16 protein-coding genes are annotated in these 17,362 nt (G+C 64.6%); 2 read left to right on the forward strand and 14 right to left on the reverse strand.

Going from position 1 to position 17,362, the window contains the following annotated elements:
- Positions 1-35 precede the first annotated feature (35 nt).
- Positions 36-554: a DUF6496 domain-containing protein gene (locus tag HWY05_RS05775; protein WP_176057664.1), complete on the reverse strand. Its 519-nt coding sequence runs from the start codon at positions 552-554 to the stop codon at positions 36-38.
- 179 nt (positions 555-733) lie between these two features.
- Here HWY05_RS05775 and HWY05_RS05780 point away from each other — a divergent pair, with 179 nt between their 5' ends.
- Positions 734-985: a hypothetical protein gene (locus tag HWY05_RS05780; RefSeq protein WP_007178046.1), complete on the forward strand. Its 252-nt coding sequence runs from the start codon at positions 734-736 to the stop codon at positions 983-985.
- 28 nt (positions 986-1,013) lie between these two features.
- On the opposite strand, the gene HWY05_RS05785 is transcribed toward HWY05_RS05780, so the two are convergent.
- The 11 genes from HWY05_RS05785 to HWY05_RS05835 all read right to left on the reverse strand — a co-directional run bounded on the left by HWY05_RS05785 (position 1,014) and on the right by HWY05_RS05835 (position 15,096).
- Positions 1,014-2,222 (reverse strand): ABC transporter substrate-binding protein, encoded by a 1,209-nt coding sequence (locus HWY05_RS05785; RefSeq protein ID WP_176057665.1) that lies wholly within the window; start codon positions 2,220-2,222, stop codon positions 1,014-1,016.
- Between the two features lie 55 nt (positions 2,223-2,277).
- Positions 2,278-5,922, reverse strand: coding sequence for a molybdopterin cofactor-binding domain-containing protein (locus HWY05_RS05790; protein WP_176057666.1), 3,645 nt, complete (start codon positions 5,920-5,922; stop codon positions 2,278-2,280).
- A complete protein-coding gene (locus HWY05_RS05795; RefSeq protein ID WP_176057667.1) occupies positions 5,919-6,437 on the reverse strand; it encodes a (2Fe-2S)-binding protein in 519 nt (172 codons plus the stop codon). Before HWY05_RS05795 ends, HWY05_RS05790 begins: the two co-directional genes overlap by 4 nt.
- A 31-nt stretch (positions 6,438-6,468) precedes the next feature.
- Entirely contained in the window at positions 6,469-7,668 is a 1,200-nt protein-coding gene (locus HWY05_RS05800) for an amidohydrolase family protein (RefSeq protein WP_176057668.1), read from the reverse strand.
- Positions 7,669-7,777: 109 nt separating this feature from the next.
- The gene (locus HWY05_RS05805; RefSeq protein WP_035559445.1) at positions 7,778-8,491 is read right to left on the reverse strand and encodes an ABC transporter ATP-binding protein; all 714 of its coding nucleotides are present in this window, start codon (positions 8,489-8,491) and stop codon (positions 7,778-7,780) included.
- Positions 8,488-9,297, reverse strand: a complete 810-nt coding sequence (locus HWY05_RS05810) for an ABC transporter ATP-binding protein (protein WP_176057669.1) — start codon at positions 9,295-9,297, stop codon at positions 8,488-8,490. Before HWY05_RS05810 ends, HWY05_RS05805 begins: the two co-directional genes overlap by 4 nt.
- Positions 9,294-11,237 carry an ABC transporter permease gene (locus HWY05_RS05815; RefSeq protein ID WP_176057670.1) on the reverse strand — a complete coding sequence of 648 codons (1,944 nt, stop codon included), beginning with the start codon at positions 11,235-11,237 and terminating at the stop codon, positions 9,294-9,296. The genes HWY05_RS05810 and HWY05_RS05815 overlap by 4 nt, the downstream gene beginning before the upstream one ends.
- Before the next feature lie 31 nt (positions 11,238-11,268).
- Positions 11,269-11,853: an amino acid synthesis family protein gene (locus HWY05_RS05820; protein WP_035559452.1), complete on the reverse strand. Its 585-nt coding sequence runs from the start codon at positions 11,851-11,853 to the stop codon at positions 11,269-11,271.
- Positions 11,854-11,917: 64 nt separating this feature from the next.
- Positions 11,918-12,508, reverse strand: a complete 591-nt coding sequence (locus HWY05_RS05825; RefSeq protein WP_176057671.1) for an amino acid synthesis family protein — start codon at positions 12,506-12,508, stop codon at positions 11,918-11,920.
- On the reverse strand, positions 12,484-13,431 hold the full coding sequence (locus HWY05_RS05830; RefSeq protein ID WP_176057672.1) for a UPF0280 family protein: 948 nt from the start codon (positions 13,429-13,431) through the stop codon (positions 12,484-12,486). The genes HWY05_RS05825 and HWY05_RS05830 overlap by 25 nt, the downstream gene beginning before the upstream one ends.
- Before the next feature lie 45 nt (positions 13,432-13,476).
- Positions 13,477-15,096, reverse strand: a complete 1,620-nt coding sequence (locus HWY05_RS05835) for a 6-hydroxynicotinate reductase (protein ID WP_176057673.1) — start codon at positions 15,094-15,096, stop codon at positions 13,477-13,479.
- A gap of 270 nt (positions 15,097-15,366) precedes the next feature.
- Between HWY05_RS05835 and HWY05_RS05840 the strand changes: the two genes are divergently transcribed.
- Positions 15,367-16,107 carry a TetR/AcrR family transcriptional regulator gene (locus HWY05_RS05840; RefSeq protein ID WP_176057674.1) on the forward strand — a complete coding sequence of 247 codons (741 nt, stop codon included), beginning with the start codon at positions 15,367-15,369 and terminating at the stop codon, positions 16,105-16,107.
- 77 nt (positions 16,108-16,184) lie between these two features.
- Here the strand turns inward: HWY05_RS05840 and pcaC are convergent, their stop codons facing one another.
- Positions 16,185-16,574, reverse strand: a complete 390-nt coding sequence (gene pcaC, locus HWY05_RS05845; protein WP_035559463.1) for a 4-carboxymuconolactone decarboxylase — start codon at positions 16,572-16,574, stop codon at positions 16,185-16,187.
- Positions 16,571-17,362 (reverse strand): 3-oxoadipate enol-lactonase, encoded by a 792-nt coding sequence (pcaD, locus tag HWY05_RS05850; protein WP_035559464.1) that lies wholly within the window; start codon positions 17,360-17,362, stop codon positions 16,571-16,573. The genes pcaC and pcaD overlap by 4 nt, the downstream gene beginning before the upstream one ends.

The following is a 17,362-nucleotide window of genomic DNA, read 5'->3' on the forward strand; positions in this document are numbered from 1 at the left end:
TGCCTCGCAATGGCAGGCCAGACAGCAGACCCCACTCAGTGATGCGTGCGTGAAGCTCTCGTGTGTGCCGCCTTTTTCGCGGCCGCCGAGCGCCCTGCCGCGCCCTTCGTCGCCGCTGCCTTCCTGGCCGCGGCAGAACGGCTGGCCGCCGGACGTTTGGCCGCCGCCGACTTCGTCTGCTTCGACAGCGCCGCGCGCGACGCGCCCGAGCTCCCTTCCCGCTTCAACGCATTGGTGGACGCGCGCGAACGCTTCGCCGTCGACTCCGTGCTCTTCTTCGCGGTGCTCTTGTGCTGGCCGGCGGCGTTATCCGTGGCGGCTTTCTTGCGTGTTGCCGCGCTCGCCGTGCCCTTCTTCGGCAATTTCACGGCGACGCCAGCACGGCGCGCTTCCGAGAGGCCGATCGCGATCGCCTGTCTGGCCGACCTCACACCGTGCTTGCCGGCGCGCACCTTGTCGACCTGTTCCTTGACGAACTCCCCGGCCTGGGTACTCGACGCCTTGCCGGCGCGTTTGTCGGCCGCGACGCGCTTAAGGGTTTTCTGTTCAGGCATGACGATCCTCCGGTTGATGGTGACCTTTGTCATGCAGCAACGGCCGTGCCGCAAGCGCGGTAGCCCTGAATCGTCGTGAATCGCGATGAAAGTTGCCCGGCAGGGCTCGCGCCGGCCAGACGGACGGCGTATCGTGTCAGCAAGGGTCGGCGCCGTGGTCCGGCCCACGGGAGACGCTCATGAAGATACCGACCGTTCGTGCAGGTGCGCATATCGAAGGCGTGCATTGGATCGCCGAATACGCGGAAGACGTTCACGAGATCCGCGTGTTTCGCGAGGGACAGGAGGTGGACGTGCATAACGCCCCGTCCACCCTGTTCGGCGATGAAGAGAATGCGGGCTCCAAAAGCACCGCGGATCATCGCGCGGTCGAAGCCGCCGTGCTCGCTTATCTGAAACGTTTTGTGATCGAGCACGACGCCGAAGAGTAGCGGCGCATGACGGCCGCCGCACTCACACTCAGTCAGCCGGCCGCAGCTTCTTGACCTCCGCATCCGACGGCTGAACGCTCGCGCCGTCGATATACCGGTACGACGTCATCACGCCCTTGCCGTCCTTCAAACCCGTCACGCCGACATACGCGCCCATGGTCGACTGATTGTCCTGCGCGCGATAGGTGATCGGCCCGAACGGCGTGTCCACGCCGAGTCCCTTGAACGCGGCGGCGAGCTTATCCGGATCGACCGAGCCGGCCTTCCTGATGCCGTCGGCAATCGACATCAACGCCGAATAACCCACCACCGAACCCAGTCGCGGATAGTCGTGATACTTGGCCTGATACGCGTCGACAAACTTCTTGTTGGCCGCCGTATCGATCGAATACCACGGGTAGCCCGTCACGATCCAGCCGGTCGGCGCTTCCGCGCCCAGCGGGTCCAGATAGTCCGGTTCGCCCGTCAGCAACGACACCACGCTGCGATCTTTGAAGAGTCCGCGCGTATTGCCCTCGCGCACGAACTTGCCGAGATCGGCGCCGAACAGCACGTTGAAGATCGCATCCGGCTTCGCGTCGGCGATCGCCTGGGTGACCGCGCCCGCGTCGACGTTGCCGAGCGGCGTGGCCTGTTCGGCGACGAACTGCACGTCAGGTTGCGCGGCCGTCAGCAGCTTCTTGAAGGTCGCCACCGCCGACTGACCGTACTCGTAGTTCGGATACACCAGCGCCCAGCGCTTCTTCTTCAGCTTGACCGCTTCCGGCACCAGCATTGCCACCTGCATATACGTGGAAGGGCGCAGACGGTACGTGTATTTGTTGCCGTCGGCCCAGACGATCTTGTCGGTCAGCGGTTCGGCGGCGAGGAAGAAAATCTTCTTCTGCTTCGCGAAGTCGGTCAACGCGAGACCCGTGTTCGACAGGAAGCCGCCGAACAGCAACTGCACCTGCTCGCGCGCGATCAATTCCTGCGCCACGCGAATCGTGTCGCCCGGGTTGCCGTTGTCGTCGCGCGACACGACTTCGAGTTGTTTGCCGAGCACGCCGCCCGCCGCATTCACCTGGTCGAGCGCGAGATTCCAGCCGTTCTTGTAAGGCCCGAGAAAGGCGGGTTGCGCCTTGTAGCTGTTGATTTCACCGATCTTGATCGTCTGCTGGGCGCTCGCGCTCAGCGCGGCGAGCGACAGCAGCGTCGGCACCATGAGGCGAGAGAGGAATCCTGCGCGCGTGGTCATGCGTTTCTCCGTTATCAAAAGGATTGCGGGAATACGGGTCGTTGTTATCAAGCATTCACTCGGCCGGCGGCGTCGCGCGAATTCGTGCGACGCTCGTCGCCACGTCCTGCCAGGCCGGCTTGCCACCGGCGAATTGCTGCCGCAGATAAGACACGAGTTCGCTCACCTGGGCGTCGTTGAAACTGTCGCGATAAGCCGGCATCGTACCGAGTTCGGGCCGTGCAGGCGAGCCGATGCCGTCGAGAATCACGCGAATCAGGTTATCAGGCGTTGCGCTGTGCAGATTCGTGTTAAGCGCGAGCGACGGATGCGCGCCGAACAGTTGCGGCCCGTTGCCGGTGTGATGGCACGCGGCGCACGCGCCGTCGAAGAGCCGTGCGCCGAGCCCCACGGGCGCGCCGGTAATCGCACTGGCCTGTTCGTACTGACGCGCCAGCGCGACCGGATCGGCATTCGGCTCCAACGGATTGAGCGACGCCAGATAGGCAGCCATCGCGCGAATATCGCTGTCGGGCAGCGCCGCCAGATCGCCGACAACTGGCGCCATCGGCCCCGCCGCGACGCCGTGCAGCGGCGCGTGACCGTAGCGCAGATAGCTGAACAATTCGTCTTCGCTCCACGGCACGGGCGCGTTGGAGAGCGTCGATAACGCAGGCGCTTCCCAGCCTTCGGCGATGCCGCCGCCCATGAACGCCGCGCCGCTTTTCTCCGCGCCGAATGCGTTGCGCGGCGTATGACAGGCGCTGCAATGGCCGAGTCCGTTCACCAGATACGCGCCGCGATTCCATTGCGCGCTTTGCGTCGCGCTCGCGGTGAACGTCGTGCGGCCGAGAAACAGCGCGTTCCATGCGCTCATCAACGGACGCACGCTGAACGGATACGGCAGTTTCGTTTCCGGCGGACGCGAGCGAACCGGCGTTTGTGCCATCAGGTAAGCGTAGAGCGCTTTGAGATCGTCGTCGGACGTGTTCTGGAACGACGTGTACGGAAACACCGGATAGAGCCGATGACCGTTGCGGCTGATGCCTTGCCGCATCGCGCGCACAAAAGCCTCCAGCGACCAGTTGCCGATCCCCGTCTGACCGTCGGGCGTGAGGTTGGTGCTGTAGACCGTGCCGAACGGCGTATCGAGCGGTTTGCCGCCGGCGTTCGGCACGCCGTTGTGCGCGGTGTGGCACACCGCGCAATTGCCGAGCGCGGCAAGCAGTTTGCCGCGCGCCACGAGTTCGGGCGCGAACGCGCTCGCGAGCGGCGGCGTGATCGGTGCAATGGCAGCCGGCGCAAGCGACAACGCGCCGAGCCAGCCGGCCGCGCCCGCCGCGAATGCGCCGAGAAAGCCCAGGCGCCAGCGCTTTTTCTTGCGCGCTTTGGCGTCTTCGGCTTGCGCGTCGGCGAGCGCCGCGCGGATCGTCTCGGGCGTGAACGGCGGCCGGCGAAAGCGCACGCCCGTCGCGTCGTACAGCGCGTTGGCAATCGCCGCCGCGCCGGGCAGCGACGCGGATTCGCCCGCGCCCATTGGCGGCTCGCCGTGACGCGGCATCATCACCACGTCGATCACCGGCACTTCACGGAACGTGAGGATCGGATATGCGCCCCACTCCTGGCTCGTCACCGCGTTCTCGCCGAACGTCACGCGTTCTTTCAACGCGCGGCTGGTCGCCTGGATCACGTTGCCGTGAATCTGATGACGCACGCCGTCCGGATTGACCATCGTGCCGGTATCCTGGCCGACCACCACGCGCGTCACCGCGAGTTCGCCGCTCTTGCGGTTCACTTCGATGTCGGCGACCCATGCGGACCACGCCGCGCCGAAGCCGGGGAATTTGCTGTGCACGTAGCGGGCGTAAGCGAAACCGCGGCCTCGGACGATGTCGCCTTGTTCCTGGGCTGCCGCATTTTCAGCGCGGTTTTCAGCGGGGTTTTCTGACCGCTCGCGCGGTTCCCAGCCCGCTTTCTCGGCCACCGCTTTGACCAGATCGATCGCACGCGGATCGGTGAGATGCTGCAAACGAAACGCGACCGGATCGACGCCCGCCTGCTCCGCGAGTTCGTCGATAAAAGACTCGTGCGCAAACGTGTTCGGCAACGCGGACACGCCACGCAGCCACGACGCCCGCACGATCGGCGGCATGTCGTCGCAGACAATCCGCATGGCGCGATAGTCGTACGGCGGCACGGCCGTGCGGTCGCCCATTTCGAACACCTGCGGCTGCGCGGAGATCGTGCCGGTCAGCAATAGCGCTAACGTCGGCGCGTCGTTCGACGGATAACGCGTCGCGAAGTCGTACGCCGCCAACTCGCCTTGCGCATTCAACGCGCCGCGCACGTCCATCAATTGCGCGGCGCCTTTCGGCTCCCACGCATGCTCGTCTTCGCGCGATAGTTGCACGCGCACCGGACTGCCGGTGTCGCGCGAGAGCAACGCGGCGTCGGCGGCAACGTCGTCCGCGCAATTGCGGCCGTAGCAACCGGCCGCCTCCATGCGCACGATCTCGATGTGCGCTTCGTCCATGGCCATCAGCAGCGCGAGGTCGGCGCGCAGCGAATGCGGATTCTGCGTGCCCGACCAAACCTTCAGCGCGCCCTCGCGATAGTCGGCCACCGCGCACGACGGACCAATCGAGGCATGCATCTGAAACGGCCAGACGTAGGTGCGTTCCAGCACGCGAGCCGGGTCTTGCGCGAGCGCGGCATCCACATCGCCCTCGATCACCAGATCGCGGCGTTTGGCCGGATTCGCGCGCAGCGCGGCTTCCACCTGCTCGCTGGTGTCGAGCGGCGGCAAACCTTCCACGGCTTTCCAGCGCACGTCGAGCCGCTTCACCGCTTGCTGCGCGACTTCCTCGCGCTCCGCGACGATACCGACGAAATCGCGAATCACCACCACCTTGACGATGCCGGGCAAATCGCTGAGCGAGTGCTCGTCGACCTGCAACAGGCTATTGCCCATGAAGTCGCCCTGCGCGATGCCCGCATACGGCGGGCGCACCACACGGCCGTGCAACATGCCCGGGAGACGCACGTCATGCACGAAACTCAATTCGCCGGTGGCCTTCGCGGGAATATCGACACGCGGTGTGCTCTTGCCGACGATCCTGTAGGCGTCGGGGGATTTCAACGGCGCGTCGGTGGCGAGTTGCAGTTCGACGCGTTTGCCGACAACCAGGTCGGCGTAGCTCACGCAGCCTTTTGCTCTGGCGTCGTCACCGCGCTGAAAGACCACACCATCACGCACATCGAGCTGCACCGCGTCGACATTAAGACGTTCGGCCGCTTCCTTCAGCAGATAGTGCCGCGCCTGCGCCGCCGCGTGCCGCAACGGCACGGCGGAAATCTGAATCGTGGCGCTGGCAATCGTCGGCCCCTGATTCGGCGCCTCGCCCGTATGACCGAGCACGATCGACACACGCGTCAACGGCACATCCAGTTCTTCCGCGACGATCTGCGCGAGCGCCGTGCCGATGCCGGTGCCCAGGTCGACGTGCCCGTTAAACGCGACGACGCTGCCGTCGTCGCGTACCACGAGGAACATGTCCGCCTCGGTGGGCACGAACGACGAGCGCGATCCCGGCTGACCGATTGCCGCCTTCACCGGCGCCAGCGGTGGCCGCGTGACGATCAGCACACTGCGCGCGTCATACAACTGCTGACGCGAAGGCGGCGCGGCGCGTCGATCGACGCTGAAATCCGGCCCGGTCATGTGCGTACGCTCTCATGCACCGCCGATTGCGCGGCGGGCTGTGCGGCCAGCAACTCGGCGGCGCGCTGCACCGCGCGCACGATCTCGACATGCGTGCCGCAGCGGCACAGATTGCGCGACAGCTCGCGGCGAATCGTTTCGACGCTCGGATGCGGATCGCGATCGAGCAAGGCCTTGGCCGTCATGATCATGCCGTTGAGGCAATAGCCGCACTGCGCGGCCTGTTCTTCGATAAACGCCTGCTGCACGGGGTGCAGCGCCGTCCGTGTGCCGAGTCCTTCGAGCGTGGTGATTTCGCGGCCCAACGCGACCTTCGCGGTAGTGACGCAAGCACGCGTCGGCACGCCGTCGAGCAGGACCGTGCAGGCACCGCATTCGCCGAGACCGCAGCCGAATTTCGGCCCGTTCAGCGCGAGGTCGTTGCGCAGCAGGTACAACAACGGCGTGTCCGCCGCGGCGGCGACGAGATGCGTCGCGCCGTTCACGTTCAGCGTCAGCGGCGCCTGGCGGTTCATGACCGTGCAGGCCTTGCGGAGCCGCGCGCGCTCACAGCACCACCGGCACTTCGGTGGCCGGCGGCGTGTTGCGGCTGCGCCGGCAACGGATCAAGCCGTCGATCATCACCATGCCGACGCCGGGAATATCGCCGAGTTGCACGCTTTCGAGCAGCGTGTCGGCGGCCGTGTGTTGCGCGCGGTCCATGAACACCAGATCGGCGGGACGACCCACTTCGATCAAACCCTGGCGCAGATTGCGTTGCCGCGCGGTGTTGCCGGTCGCGAAGCAGAAGGCGATTTCCGCGGGTACATCCGCGAGACTCGAAATCAGCGCGATCATTCGCAGAATGCCGAGCGGTTGCACACCGGAACCGGCCGGACTATCGGTGCCGAGAATAATGCGGTGCGGACACTTCAATTCGATCGCATGACGCGCGGTCAGCAAGGCGATCCGTTCGTTGCCGTTGTGGACGATCTCCAGCGCGCGGCTCGATTGCTCGCACAAATCGCACACGTGTCGATAAGACAGCGACGTATGCCCGCCGTTGATGTGGCCGATCACGTCGGCGTCGGCGGCGAGTACCACGTCGCGATCGATCAGCCCCGAGCCCGGAATCGACGGACCGCCTGTATGAATCGTGCTTTGAATGCCGTACTTGCGCGCCCACGCCACCATCTGCGCGGCTTCCTCGCCACCCTTCACGCTGCCGAGTCCGACTTCACCGAGCAGCTTCACGCCCGCTTCCGAGAGCTCCTTGAAGTCTTCCTCGACCATGCCCTTCTCGATCACCGGCGCGCCCGCCATGACCTTCACGCCGCCGCCGACACCCGCGCCGCGCATGCCTTCGAACGAGCGTTGCGCGGTAATGGCCAGCGCCTTCACGCCGACGATGTCTTTCGGCCGGCCGGGTAAATGCACTTCGCCGGCCGAGATCATGGTCGTCACGCCGCCGTTCAGATTCGATTCGATCCAGCCCATCTGATTCTGGCGCGGCGTCCAGTCGCCGAATACCGGATGCACGTGCGAGTCGATCAGACCCGGCGCGACCGTGGTGCCTTTGCAATCGACCGTGGTCCGCGCGCCTTCGAGATCGCAGTCTTTTTCCCGGCCAATCGCGACGATCACGCCGTCGTCGATCACCAGCGTGTCCGCGTCGAGAATCGGCTGATCGATGTCGCCGGATAGCAGCAGCCCGATGTTCGTTACCGCGACCTTGCCCGACAAGCCTGTCAACGTCTCTGCTGCCATCTGCTTCTCCTTTCGCAACGACTGCGGGGCGTCGCGAACTTGCCTGGAGTGCCTTTCAGGCCGTTCGCCGCGCCGATGGAATCACACACTCATGCATCACGCTCACGCATCACACGCTCAAGTAAGCCCGCCTCACGGTCTCGTTCTGCGCCAGTTCGCCGATCGTGCCGCTAAAGCGGATCTGCCCTTTTTCAAGCACATACGCGCGGTCGCTGACCAGCTCCGCGAAATGCAGGTTCTGTTCGGACAAAAGAATCGACAACCCTTCGCGCTTGAGTTCGAGAATCATGTTCGCCATCTGTTCGACGATCACCGGCGCGACACCTTCCGACGGCTCGTCGAGCAGGACCAGATACGGATTGCCCATCAGCGTGCGCGACACGGTCAGCATCTGCTGCTCGCCGCCGCTCATCTGGCCGCCTGGACGGCGCGGCATTTCGCCGAGATTGGGAAACAGGCGAAACAGTTTTTCCGGCGTCCATTGCGGCGCGCCTTCGCGCGGCGGCTGGCGGCCGGTGGCCAGGTTCTCCATCACCGTCAGATCGGCGAACACGCGGCGGTCTTCGGGAACGAAACCCATACCCATGCGAGCAATCTTGTAGGACGGCAGCGCGGAGATGTTCTGGCCACGAAACGTGACCTCGCCCTGGCGGCGTGGCAGCAGACCCATGACCGCTTTCATCGTGGTCGATTTGCCGGCGCCGTTGCGACCCATCAGCGCGACGACCTCGCCGCGGCCGACTTCGATACCGACGTCGAACAGAATATGCGCGCGGCCGTAGAACGCGTTGAGGCCGGTGACTTTCAGCATCGGCTCACTCATTGCAGCGCTCCCTGTCCTGACTGGCCGCCCGCCGTCTCATGCAAGGGCGCACGCGGCTGGAACGTTTTGCCGGTGCCGAAATAGACTTCCTGCACGCGGGTGTCGTTGCGGATCGTATTGGCGTCGCCCTCGGCGATCAGCTTGCCGCGCGCGAGCACGATCATGCGGTCGGCGTAGGCGAACACCACGTCCATGCTGTGCTCGGTGAACAGCACGCCGATTTGGTGTTCGGTGACGAGGCGCCTGGTCAGGGCCATCAACTCGTTGCGCTCCTTCGGCGCCATGCCGGCGGTGGGTTCGTCCATCAGCAGCAACCTGGGACGGTTGGCGAGCGCAATGGCGAGTTCGACGCGCTTCACGTCGCCATACGCGAGCACGCCGCAAGCGCGCTGAGCGTCGGCGGCCATGCCGACCTGGTCGAGCAACGCGAGCGCTTCGTCGACATAGTGTGCGGTCGCGGGCTTCCACAGGCCGAAGGTCTTGCGCTCGCGCGAGACCAGCGCCATCTGCACGTTTTCCAGCACGGTCATCGAATTGAAGGTCGCGGCGATCTGAAACGTGCGCCCAACGCCCAGACGCCAGATGTCGCGCGGACGCATGCCGACCAGTTCCTGACCGTCGAGCCGGATCGAGCCGGACGAAGGCGGCAACTGACCGTTGACCATGTTGAAACAGGTGGATTTACCGGCGCCGTTCGGGCCGAGCAGAGCCAGCAGTTGGCCGGCTTCGAGATCGAAAGAGACGTCGTCGACGGCCTTCAGACCGCCGAACGATTTGCAGAGACCGGCGACGCGCAGCAAGCTCATAGCCCCTCCTTGATCGCCGCCGTGCGTTGCGAGGGTTCGGCGGCGCGGCTGTCGGCGTTGTCGACGGTGTCGTCGCCGAAGCGCTCGCGGATGAAGCCGACGATCCCCTGCGGAAACGCAATCACCAGCAGCAAGATTGTGAGGCCCAGCAGCGCCTGCCAATAATCGGTCTGCCGCGCCACGGTGTCCTGCAGCCACGTGAACACAGCCGCGCCCACAATCGGGCCGGTCAGCGTCTGCAAGCCGCCGAGCAGCACCATCACGAGGCCATCCACCGAGCGGCTCACGCTGATCACTTCCGGCGAGATCGTTCCTTTGGAGAAGGCATAAAGCGAACCGGCCAGTCCACAGAACAGCGACGCGATCACGAACGCCGCCCACTGCACGCGCTTGACGTCGATGCCGATCGCCTCGGCGCGCAGCACGGAATCGCGCGCCGCGCGCATCGCGTAACCGAGCGGCGAGAACAGCATCTTGCGTAACAGCCACACGCCGATCACGGCGCACACCAGCGTCAGGTAGTAAAACGCCACCGGAGACGACAACCAGTTCGACGGCCACAAGCCGAGCACGCCGTTGCTGCCGCCGGTCACATCGTCCCACTGGAACACGACGGACCAGACGATCTGCGCGAACGCGAGCGTCAGCATCGCGAGATAGACGCCGGAGAGCCGCACGCAGAACCAGCCGAACACCAGCGCGCCGCCCACCGCGAGCAGCGGGCCTAGCAGCAGCGCGGCTTCCATCGGCAGGTTCAGCACCTTGAGGAACAGCGCCGCGCCGTAGGCGCCGAGTCCGAAGTAAGCGGCGTGGCCGAACGAATGCATGCCGCCAGGACCCATGATGAAATGCAGGCTCGTGGCGAACAGCACGGCGATCAGAATTTCGACCAGCAGCACCGGCATATAGGGGAATGCGTTGGCCGCGAGCGGCGCCAGCACGAGAACCAGTAAGGCAAGCGCAGCCAGCCATTTGAGGCGCTTGCCCGCCGGACGCAGCGGCGTTTCCGGCGCGGCCATGCCACGCACCGCGGCCGTTGCGCGACCCAGCAGCCCCCACGGACGCACCACCAGCACCACCGCCATCACGACGAACTCGGCGACCAGCGTGAAGCGGCTCAACGACACGCCGATGCCGAAGATCGTCACATGCCCAATGCCGATACATAGCGCCTTGATCTCCGCGATGATCAACGCGGCGACGAACGCGCCCGGAATCGACCCCATGCCGCCGACCACCACCACCACGAACGCGTTGCCGATCGTCTCCAGGTCCAATGAAAGATTCGCCGACATGCGCGGCCCTTGCAGCGCGCCACCCAGTCCGGCCAGAAACGCGCCGACGAAAAACACGCCGGTAAACAACCACGCCTGATTGATGCCGAGCGCGCCGAGCATTTCACGGTCCTGGGTCGCGGCGCGCACCAGCGTGCCCCAACGCGTGCGCGTCAACGCATACCAAAGCAGCAGCAGCACCACGGGTCCGATCACGATCAACGCGATGTCGTAAGTCGGCAGCGGATGACCGAGGAATTCGACCGCGCCCGCCAGATGCGGCGCACGCGGTCCGAACAGGTCTTCCGGACCCCATAGCCACAATGCGGCGTCGCGAAAGATCAGCACCAGCGCGAACGTGGCCAGCAGATGGAACAGTTCAGGCGCCTGATAGATACGCCGCAGCACGATCATTTCGACCAGTGCGCCGAGCACCGCGACCACCAGCGCGGCCGCCAGCACGGACAGCCAGAAGCCGCCGGTGGTCTGGCCGAAACGGCTGGCGATGCTGTATGCGACATAAATGCCGAACATATAGAACGAGCCGTGCGCAAAGTTGACGATGCGCGTCACGCCGAAGATCAACGACAAACCGGCGGCGACCAGAAACAGCGTCGACGCGTCGGCGAGTCCATTGACCAGCTGTACCAGCAAATTCGAAAGCATCGCGACCCTCGGCAAATAACCGAATGCTAACTCAGCGCAAACCGTCTTCGCCCTTGATCTCGCTCGCCTGCAAGCCGCCGATGCGCGGCAGCGGCCGGCCCGAGGCCGTCACCGCGACGGCCACGACGATCTCATGCGCGCGCGGCGCGTCCGACACGCGCGCTTCGATCGCGTCGAAATGGCTGCGTACGAAGGCGGCGTCTTTGTGGCCGAGCGGCACGTCGATCGCGGTGCCGAGCGTGCCCATTTTTTTCGCCGACGGCACCAGCGCCGCACCCTTCTCGACCGCCACGCGCAGCGGCGCGCCGAGCTTGGGGTGCAGGATCGCCGCAGCGTGTTCCAGCTCGCCCGCCTCGCCCACGATCGCGGCTTTGCCGTAACTCTGCGCGTCGCCCGGTGCAATGCCTAGCGCTTCGACGCACTTGTTGCCGAGCAACGCGCCGAGTTCTTCGCCGGCTTCGATCAACGCGTCGAGCTTGGCCTCGTAGCGGCCAGCATACGGATTGTCGATCACCGCAATGGCGACCGCGCGGCGCGTGGGCGGATCGATCGTCTGGCCCATTTCAATGCGTGTTTCGTCCACCTGCACGACCAGCTTGCGAAGCTTGATTGCCATTTCGCTCTCCGAGTTCCGATGCCTGCCTCGATTTGTTGCCGATGCGTCGGGTCCGGCCGTTACTTCAGCGCAAACCGTCCTTGCCCACGATCGCCTCTTTCGCGAGACCGCCGACGCGCGCATGCACGCGCTGCCCGGTGCTCATCGCGAGGATATACACCAGCTCGTCGGCCGCGGGCGCGCCGGGCACGCGCACTTCGATCGCGTCGAAGTGACTGCGCACGTAGCTGGCGTTGACGTGCGTGAGCGGCACGTCGAGCGCGGTGGACGGCGCGCCGACTTTTTTCGTCGACGGCACGATTGCGTTCGTCGGCACGCCGTTTTTCTCCAGCAGCTCGCGCATTGCATAACCGCCGGGAACATGCCACAGCGCGCCATGTTCGAGTTCGCCACGCGCGCCGACAATCGCGCCCTTGCCGTAGCTTTCAATCGACGCATGCGGCACCGCCATCGCCGCCAGCAAGCGTTGCGCCATATCGAAGCCGATCGGTTTGAGCGCTTCCATGGCGTGCTCGATGGTCGCTTCGTAGTGGCCGGCGAAAGGATTCGTCATCACCGCGGCAATCGCGCCGCGCCTGAGCGGCTGCGCGGGCGCGGGGCCGAATTCGTGAAAGATGTCTTCGACGTGCGTCAGCACGCGGCGTATTTCGAACACGGAGCCTCCTTGTTCATTGGAGCGCGCTGGGTGAGCCACGCGCCGGTACGTGTGTCCTCGTGAAGTCCGGCGACGCGCACCCGTCCTTGCAGGAACAGCGCGGCGCCTTCTATCAAGCCTTGTTCGCGCAGACGTCGCGCGGTTTCGACGCCGCGCGCCAGCGCGAAATCGATCAACGGTTGCGGTAACGCGGGGACCTCGACGGTAACGAGCAGGTCGCCGAGATCGCTATCGTCTTTCAACGACGACGCCGGCCGCCGCACGATGCCCGCGTGGTCGAGATTCACGGCGTTGGCGATGATCGTGGCGGCGGCGTCGGCCGTGGCCGCGTCGCGCGCGAGCACGGTCACGCTGTCGGCAATGCCCAGGCTGAAACTGCGGCCGCGCCATCCGCTGGTTGCGATGCCGCGAATCGGCTGGGTGGCGTCGAGCGTCAGGTTGGCGTCGAGCGCCTGATCGTGCGAGAGCCCTGCGCCCGATAACCGCGCGAGGTCTGCGAACACGCCTACGCGGTATTGCTGTCCTTCGGTCAAATACAGCGCAATGTCGCCACCGTTGTTGATATAGGCGCGGGCGATACCTTGACGTGCGAATGCGGTGATCAGTTCGTCGGCGACGCTGCCGGCCACAGCCGCCATCGGCGTGATGTAGCGCGCGCGATGCGGATGACACGCGGACCACATGCGGCGCGCTACGGCGCCGTTCGGACCCCCGTCGTTCAGCGACGCCTGATGCTTTACCGGCTGCCGCAGCAGCGTCAACTCGCCTACCAGCTCCGGCAATACGTCGACAAAGCGCGCCCAGCACGCGTCATACGCGGCTTGCAGCGCCGCGGGTTCGCCGTCGGCGTCGAGGATCAGGTCGATCGGCCCGTGCTGCCAGTGCCAGCGGGTCGCATCGAACCGGGTGCGGGTGGGGTTCATCGCGGTCGTCTTAGTTGCATGGATCGCATGGGCAGCGTGCGCCGGTTAGCCGAGCATCGGCGGCATGGCCGGCGGCCACGGATTGTCGGGATTGCGCGCCAGTGTGCGGCGCGCGAGCGGCGCGCCTTCCGTATGATCCGGCCCGTTCGCCAGCACACTCTCCAGCGAACGCACCGCGTCGAGATGACCGCCGAGGTCGCGATACGCGTCATACGTCATGGTGAACTCAATCGGCGCAACGAGCGCGGGCGTCGGCACCGTGCCGAACGAATGGTCCGGCATACGCGATACATCCACCATGACGGTGATGCCGCCGCCTGGCCACACATAAGCCGGCGCGCCGCCGCAGGTCACGTTGACGAGCTTCTGCTTGATCGCGCGCGTGAGCAGCACCGGGTTCTCGGTCGCGCCCGCGCGCAGACTGCCGCCCGCGCCGCCGATAAACAGCACGCTGGCGAGCGACGGCTCGCAGTTCTCGCCAATCCGATCGACCGTGCGGCGCACCGCCTCCGGCATGGCCGCGATACGCGGCACGAGATCGTGGTCGAGTTCGTACCACTGCGCGTGTTCGCCGGTCGTCGACACCATCAGCAGACGCATGCCCGGCTTCGCGACGGCCGGGTCGAAGCCTTCGACAATCGCCAGCGGATCGTGAATGTCGGTGCCGCCCCAACCGGTGCCGGGATTGGCCACCTGGAAATAACGGCCCGGCGTCGATTTACGTCCGCGAATTTTCAGACCCGAGCGCGCCATGCCGAGGCACCGGCCCGCCTGATGCTCCGTCAACACGCCCGTAATGTGATCGTCGACCACCACGACTTCATCGACGTGATCGAACCACTGTTTCGCGAAAATACCGATGGTGGCCGAACCGCAACCCACCCGCATGCGCTGCTCTTCGACGCCGTCCACGATCGGCGCGGCGCCCGCGCGAATCACCAGACTCGCGCCGCCGTCGATAGTAAATTCCACCGCTTGCTTGTTGCCGAGCGCGAGCATCATGTCGCAGGTCACGCGGCCTTCTTTCTTGCTGCCGCCGGTCAGATGATGCACACCGCCAAGGCTCAGCATTTGCGAGCCATATTCCGCGGTCGTGACGTGGCCGACGATCTCGCCCTGGCAACGCACGTTCGATTGTTCAGGGCCGAGAAAACGGTCGGTGTCGATCTTCACCTTGAAACTGCAGTAGCTGAAAATTCCTTCCGTGACGACGGTGATCATATCGACGTCATCGAGGTTCGACGCGACGATAAACGGCGCGGGCTTGTAGTCGGGATACGTGGAAGATGCGCCGATACCGGTGACGAACAACGACGGGTCGGTCACCGGATCTTGCGTTGAAGACGCTGCACCAAATTCGACCGTGGTATCGGCGGCATTGGCGGCGTTGGCGTTGGCGTTGAGACCGGCGGTATCCGCACGCGACAGGAACACCACCGGATCGACGCGAATCAATCTTCCCTGCGCATTCGCATAGCGATCGCACGCGCCGGTGCGGCCTTCGGATATCTGGCACAGCACCGGGCAGGCATTGCACTCGATCTTGTTCGTCGCCATGCGCTCACTGCGCGGCGCGGCTTTTTCAAGCACGGTGGGACCGGGCGTCGACGCGGTTTCACCGTCGACGCGCTCGGCACCGAAATCGACCTTCGTATGTTCTGTCATGGCGGGGTTTCCATACGACGACATTACAATCGGTCCTGCTCCGGCTGACGAATAGCCCTTGTTTCAGGGCGTTTTCGTGTGCTTCGTCGCTTTCCATGTTGCGGTCACTCACCATTCGTGTAGTATCCGCTACACCAAACTCGTTAGAAATCTACTCGATCAAATTAGTCTGCGCAACGTGTTTCCCGGCGTTCACTTCAATGGTGCAACGCGACATCGGGGTGTAGCATGCCGTTCAACGTGACGCTAACAAAGAGAGCCGAGACCGCCATGAGTCCCACTGCCGCCCGCAAGCCGGGCGCTACCGGCATCCGTGCGAAGCAGGCGCAAGATACGCGCGCCAAGATCCTCAAGGCGGCCATCAAGGTCTTCGCGAAGCAAGGCTATGCCAGCGGCCGGATCGAGAGCATTTCGAAGGCCGCGCGTTCGCACGACCGCATGATCTATTACTACTTCGGCAGCAAGGAACAGTTGTTCGTCGAGGTACTGGAAACGATCTACACGCAGTTCAACGAGGCGGAAAGCCAACTCCATCTCGACCTGGACGATCCTGTGCACGGTCTTGAACAGATGGTGGAATTCGTCTGGCAGTATTACCTCGATCATCCCGAGTTCGTCACGTTGTTGTCGAGCGAGAATCTGCATCAAGGCAAGCATGCGAAGAAGTCGCTCAAGCTGAAAGAGATTTCGGGCTATGCGATTTCTGTCGTGCAACAGTTATTGGATGCGGGTCAGGCGCAACAGGTGTTTCGCGCCGACGTCGCCGCGCGCGACGTGTATCTGATGATCGCGTCGCTCGGCTATTTTTATAACGCCAACCAGTACACGCTGGGCGCGTTTCTCGGCGAACCGCTAATGGACAAGGCGGCGCTCGCGCATTGGCGCGAGGTCATCAAAGACACGGTGTTGCGTGCGGTGCGTTTGGAATTGCCGGCGAGCGCGGCAACGTCGGCAGCGACGGCCACCGCGACTTCCGCCGCAGTGATTGAGCGCGAACGCGGCGCCGCATAAAAAACGCGCGCCGTTTGAGCGGTGCGCGTTTCGTTTCTTCACAGCGTGACAGCGTGAATGCGTAGCAACGTACAGCGTTAAGGCGCTGCCGCATCGTCTTCGCGGAACAGTTTGTCGGCGAGATGGAACGCCGAGTTCGCCGCCGGCACGCCGCAATAAATTGCGGTTTGCAACAGCACTTCCTTGATCTGCTCGCGCGTCACGCCATTGTTCTTCGCGGCGCGCAGGTGCAACGCCAGCTCTTCGCTGCGATTGAGCGCCACCATCATCGCGATGGTCAGCAGACTGCGCGTGTGACGCGGCAAGCCCTCGCGCGTCCAGATTTCGCCCCACGCGTAGCGCGTGATCAGGTTCTGGAATTCTTCCGTCAGCTCCGTGCGGTTCGCCAGCGAACGATCGACGTGCGCGCTCCCCAGCACCGCGCGGCGCACGTCGAGTCCCGCTTCGTAGCGATCTTCGTCGTTCATTTCGCCTCCGTCAGAAAGTCGAGCACGGTCTTCGTGAACGCGTCGACTTGCTCGATGTTGGAAATGTGCGAGGCGTCCAGTTCGACGTAACGCGCGCCCGGAATCGACGCCGCCAACTCGCGGCCTTGCGCCGGCGTGGCGGCAAGGTCGTGCGTGCCGCTGATCACCAGCGTAGGCAGTTTGATGCCGGCGGTTTCGGGACGCAGATCGGTGGCGTCGATCGCGTCGCAATTGGAGGCGTAGCCTTCCTTGTCGGTGTGCACGAAGACGTCGCGGATCATGGCGAGCACTACCGGCTCACGCTCGATGTACTCCGCCGTGAACCAGCGCGGCAAGACCGCGTCGGCGAGTGCGAGCATGCCTTCGCTACGCGCTCTCGCGGCACGCGGCACCCACACTTCCGGCGAGCCGATACGCGCCGCCGTATTGCACAGCACGACGCGCTCGAACCGGTCCGCGTGACGCGCGGCCAACGCGACGCCGGTCAGGCCGCCCATCGACAGTCCGCAAAAATTCGCGCGGGCGATCTTCAGCGTGTCCATCAGGCCGAGCACGTCGCCGGTTAATTGGTCGATCGTGTACGGACCTTTCGGCGCTTCGGAGTGTCCGTGGCCGCGCGTGTCGTAGCGCAGCACGCGAAACTGGCGAGACAGCGCCGCGACCTGCGGCGTCCACATGGACAGATCGCTGCCGAGCGAATTCGACAGCACGATCCACGGCGCGTTGCCGTGACGGTCGCCGTCGATTCGATAGTGAAGCTCGGTGCCGTTGACTGCGGCGTAAGGCAT

This window comes from Paraburkholderia sp. BCC1876 (genome assembly GCF_902833695.1).
In the GTDB taxonomy this organism is placed as follows: domain Bacteria; phylum Pseudomonadota; class Gammaproteobacteria; order Burkholderiales; family Burkholderiaceae; genus Paraburkholderia.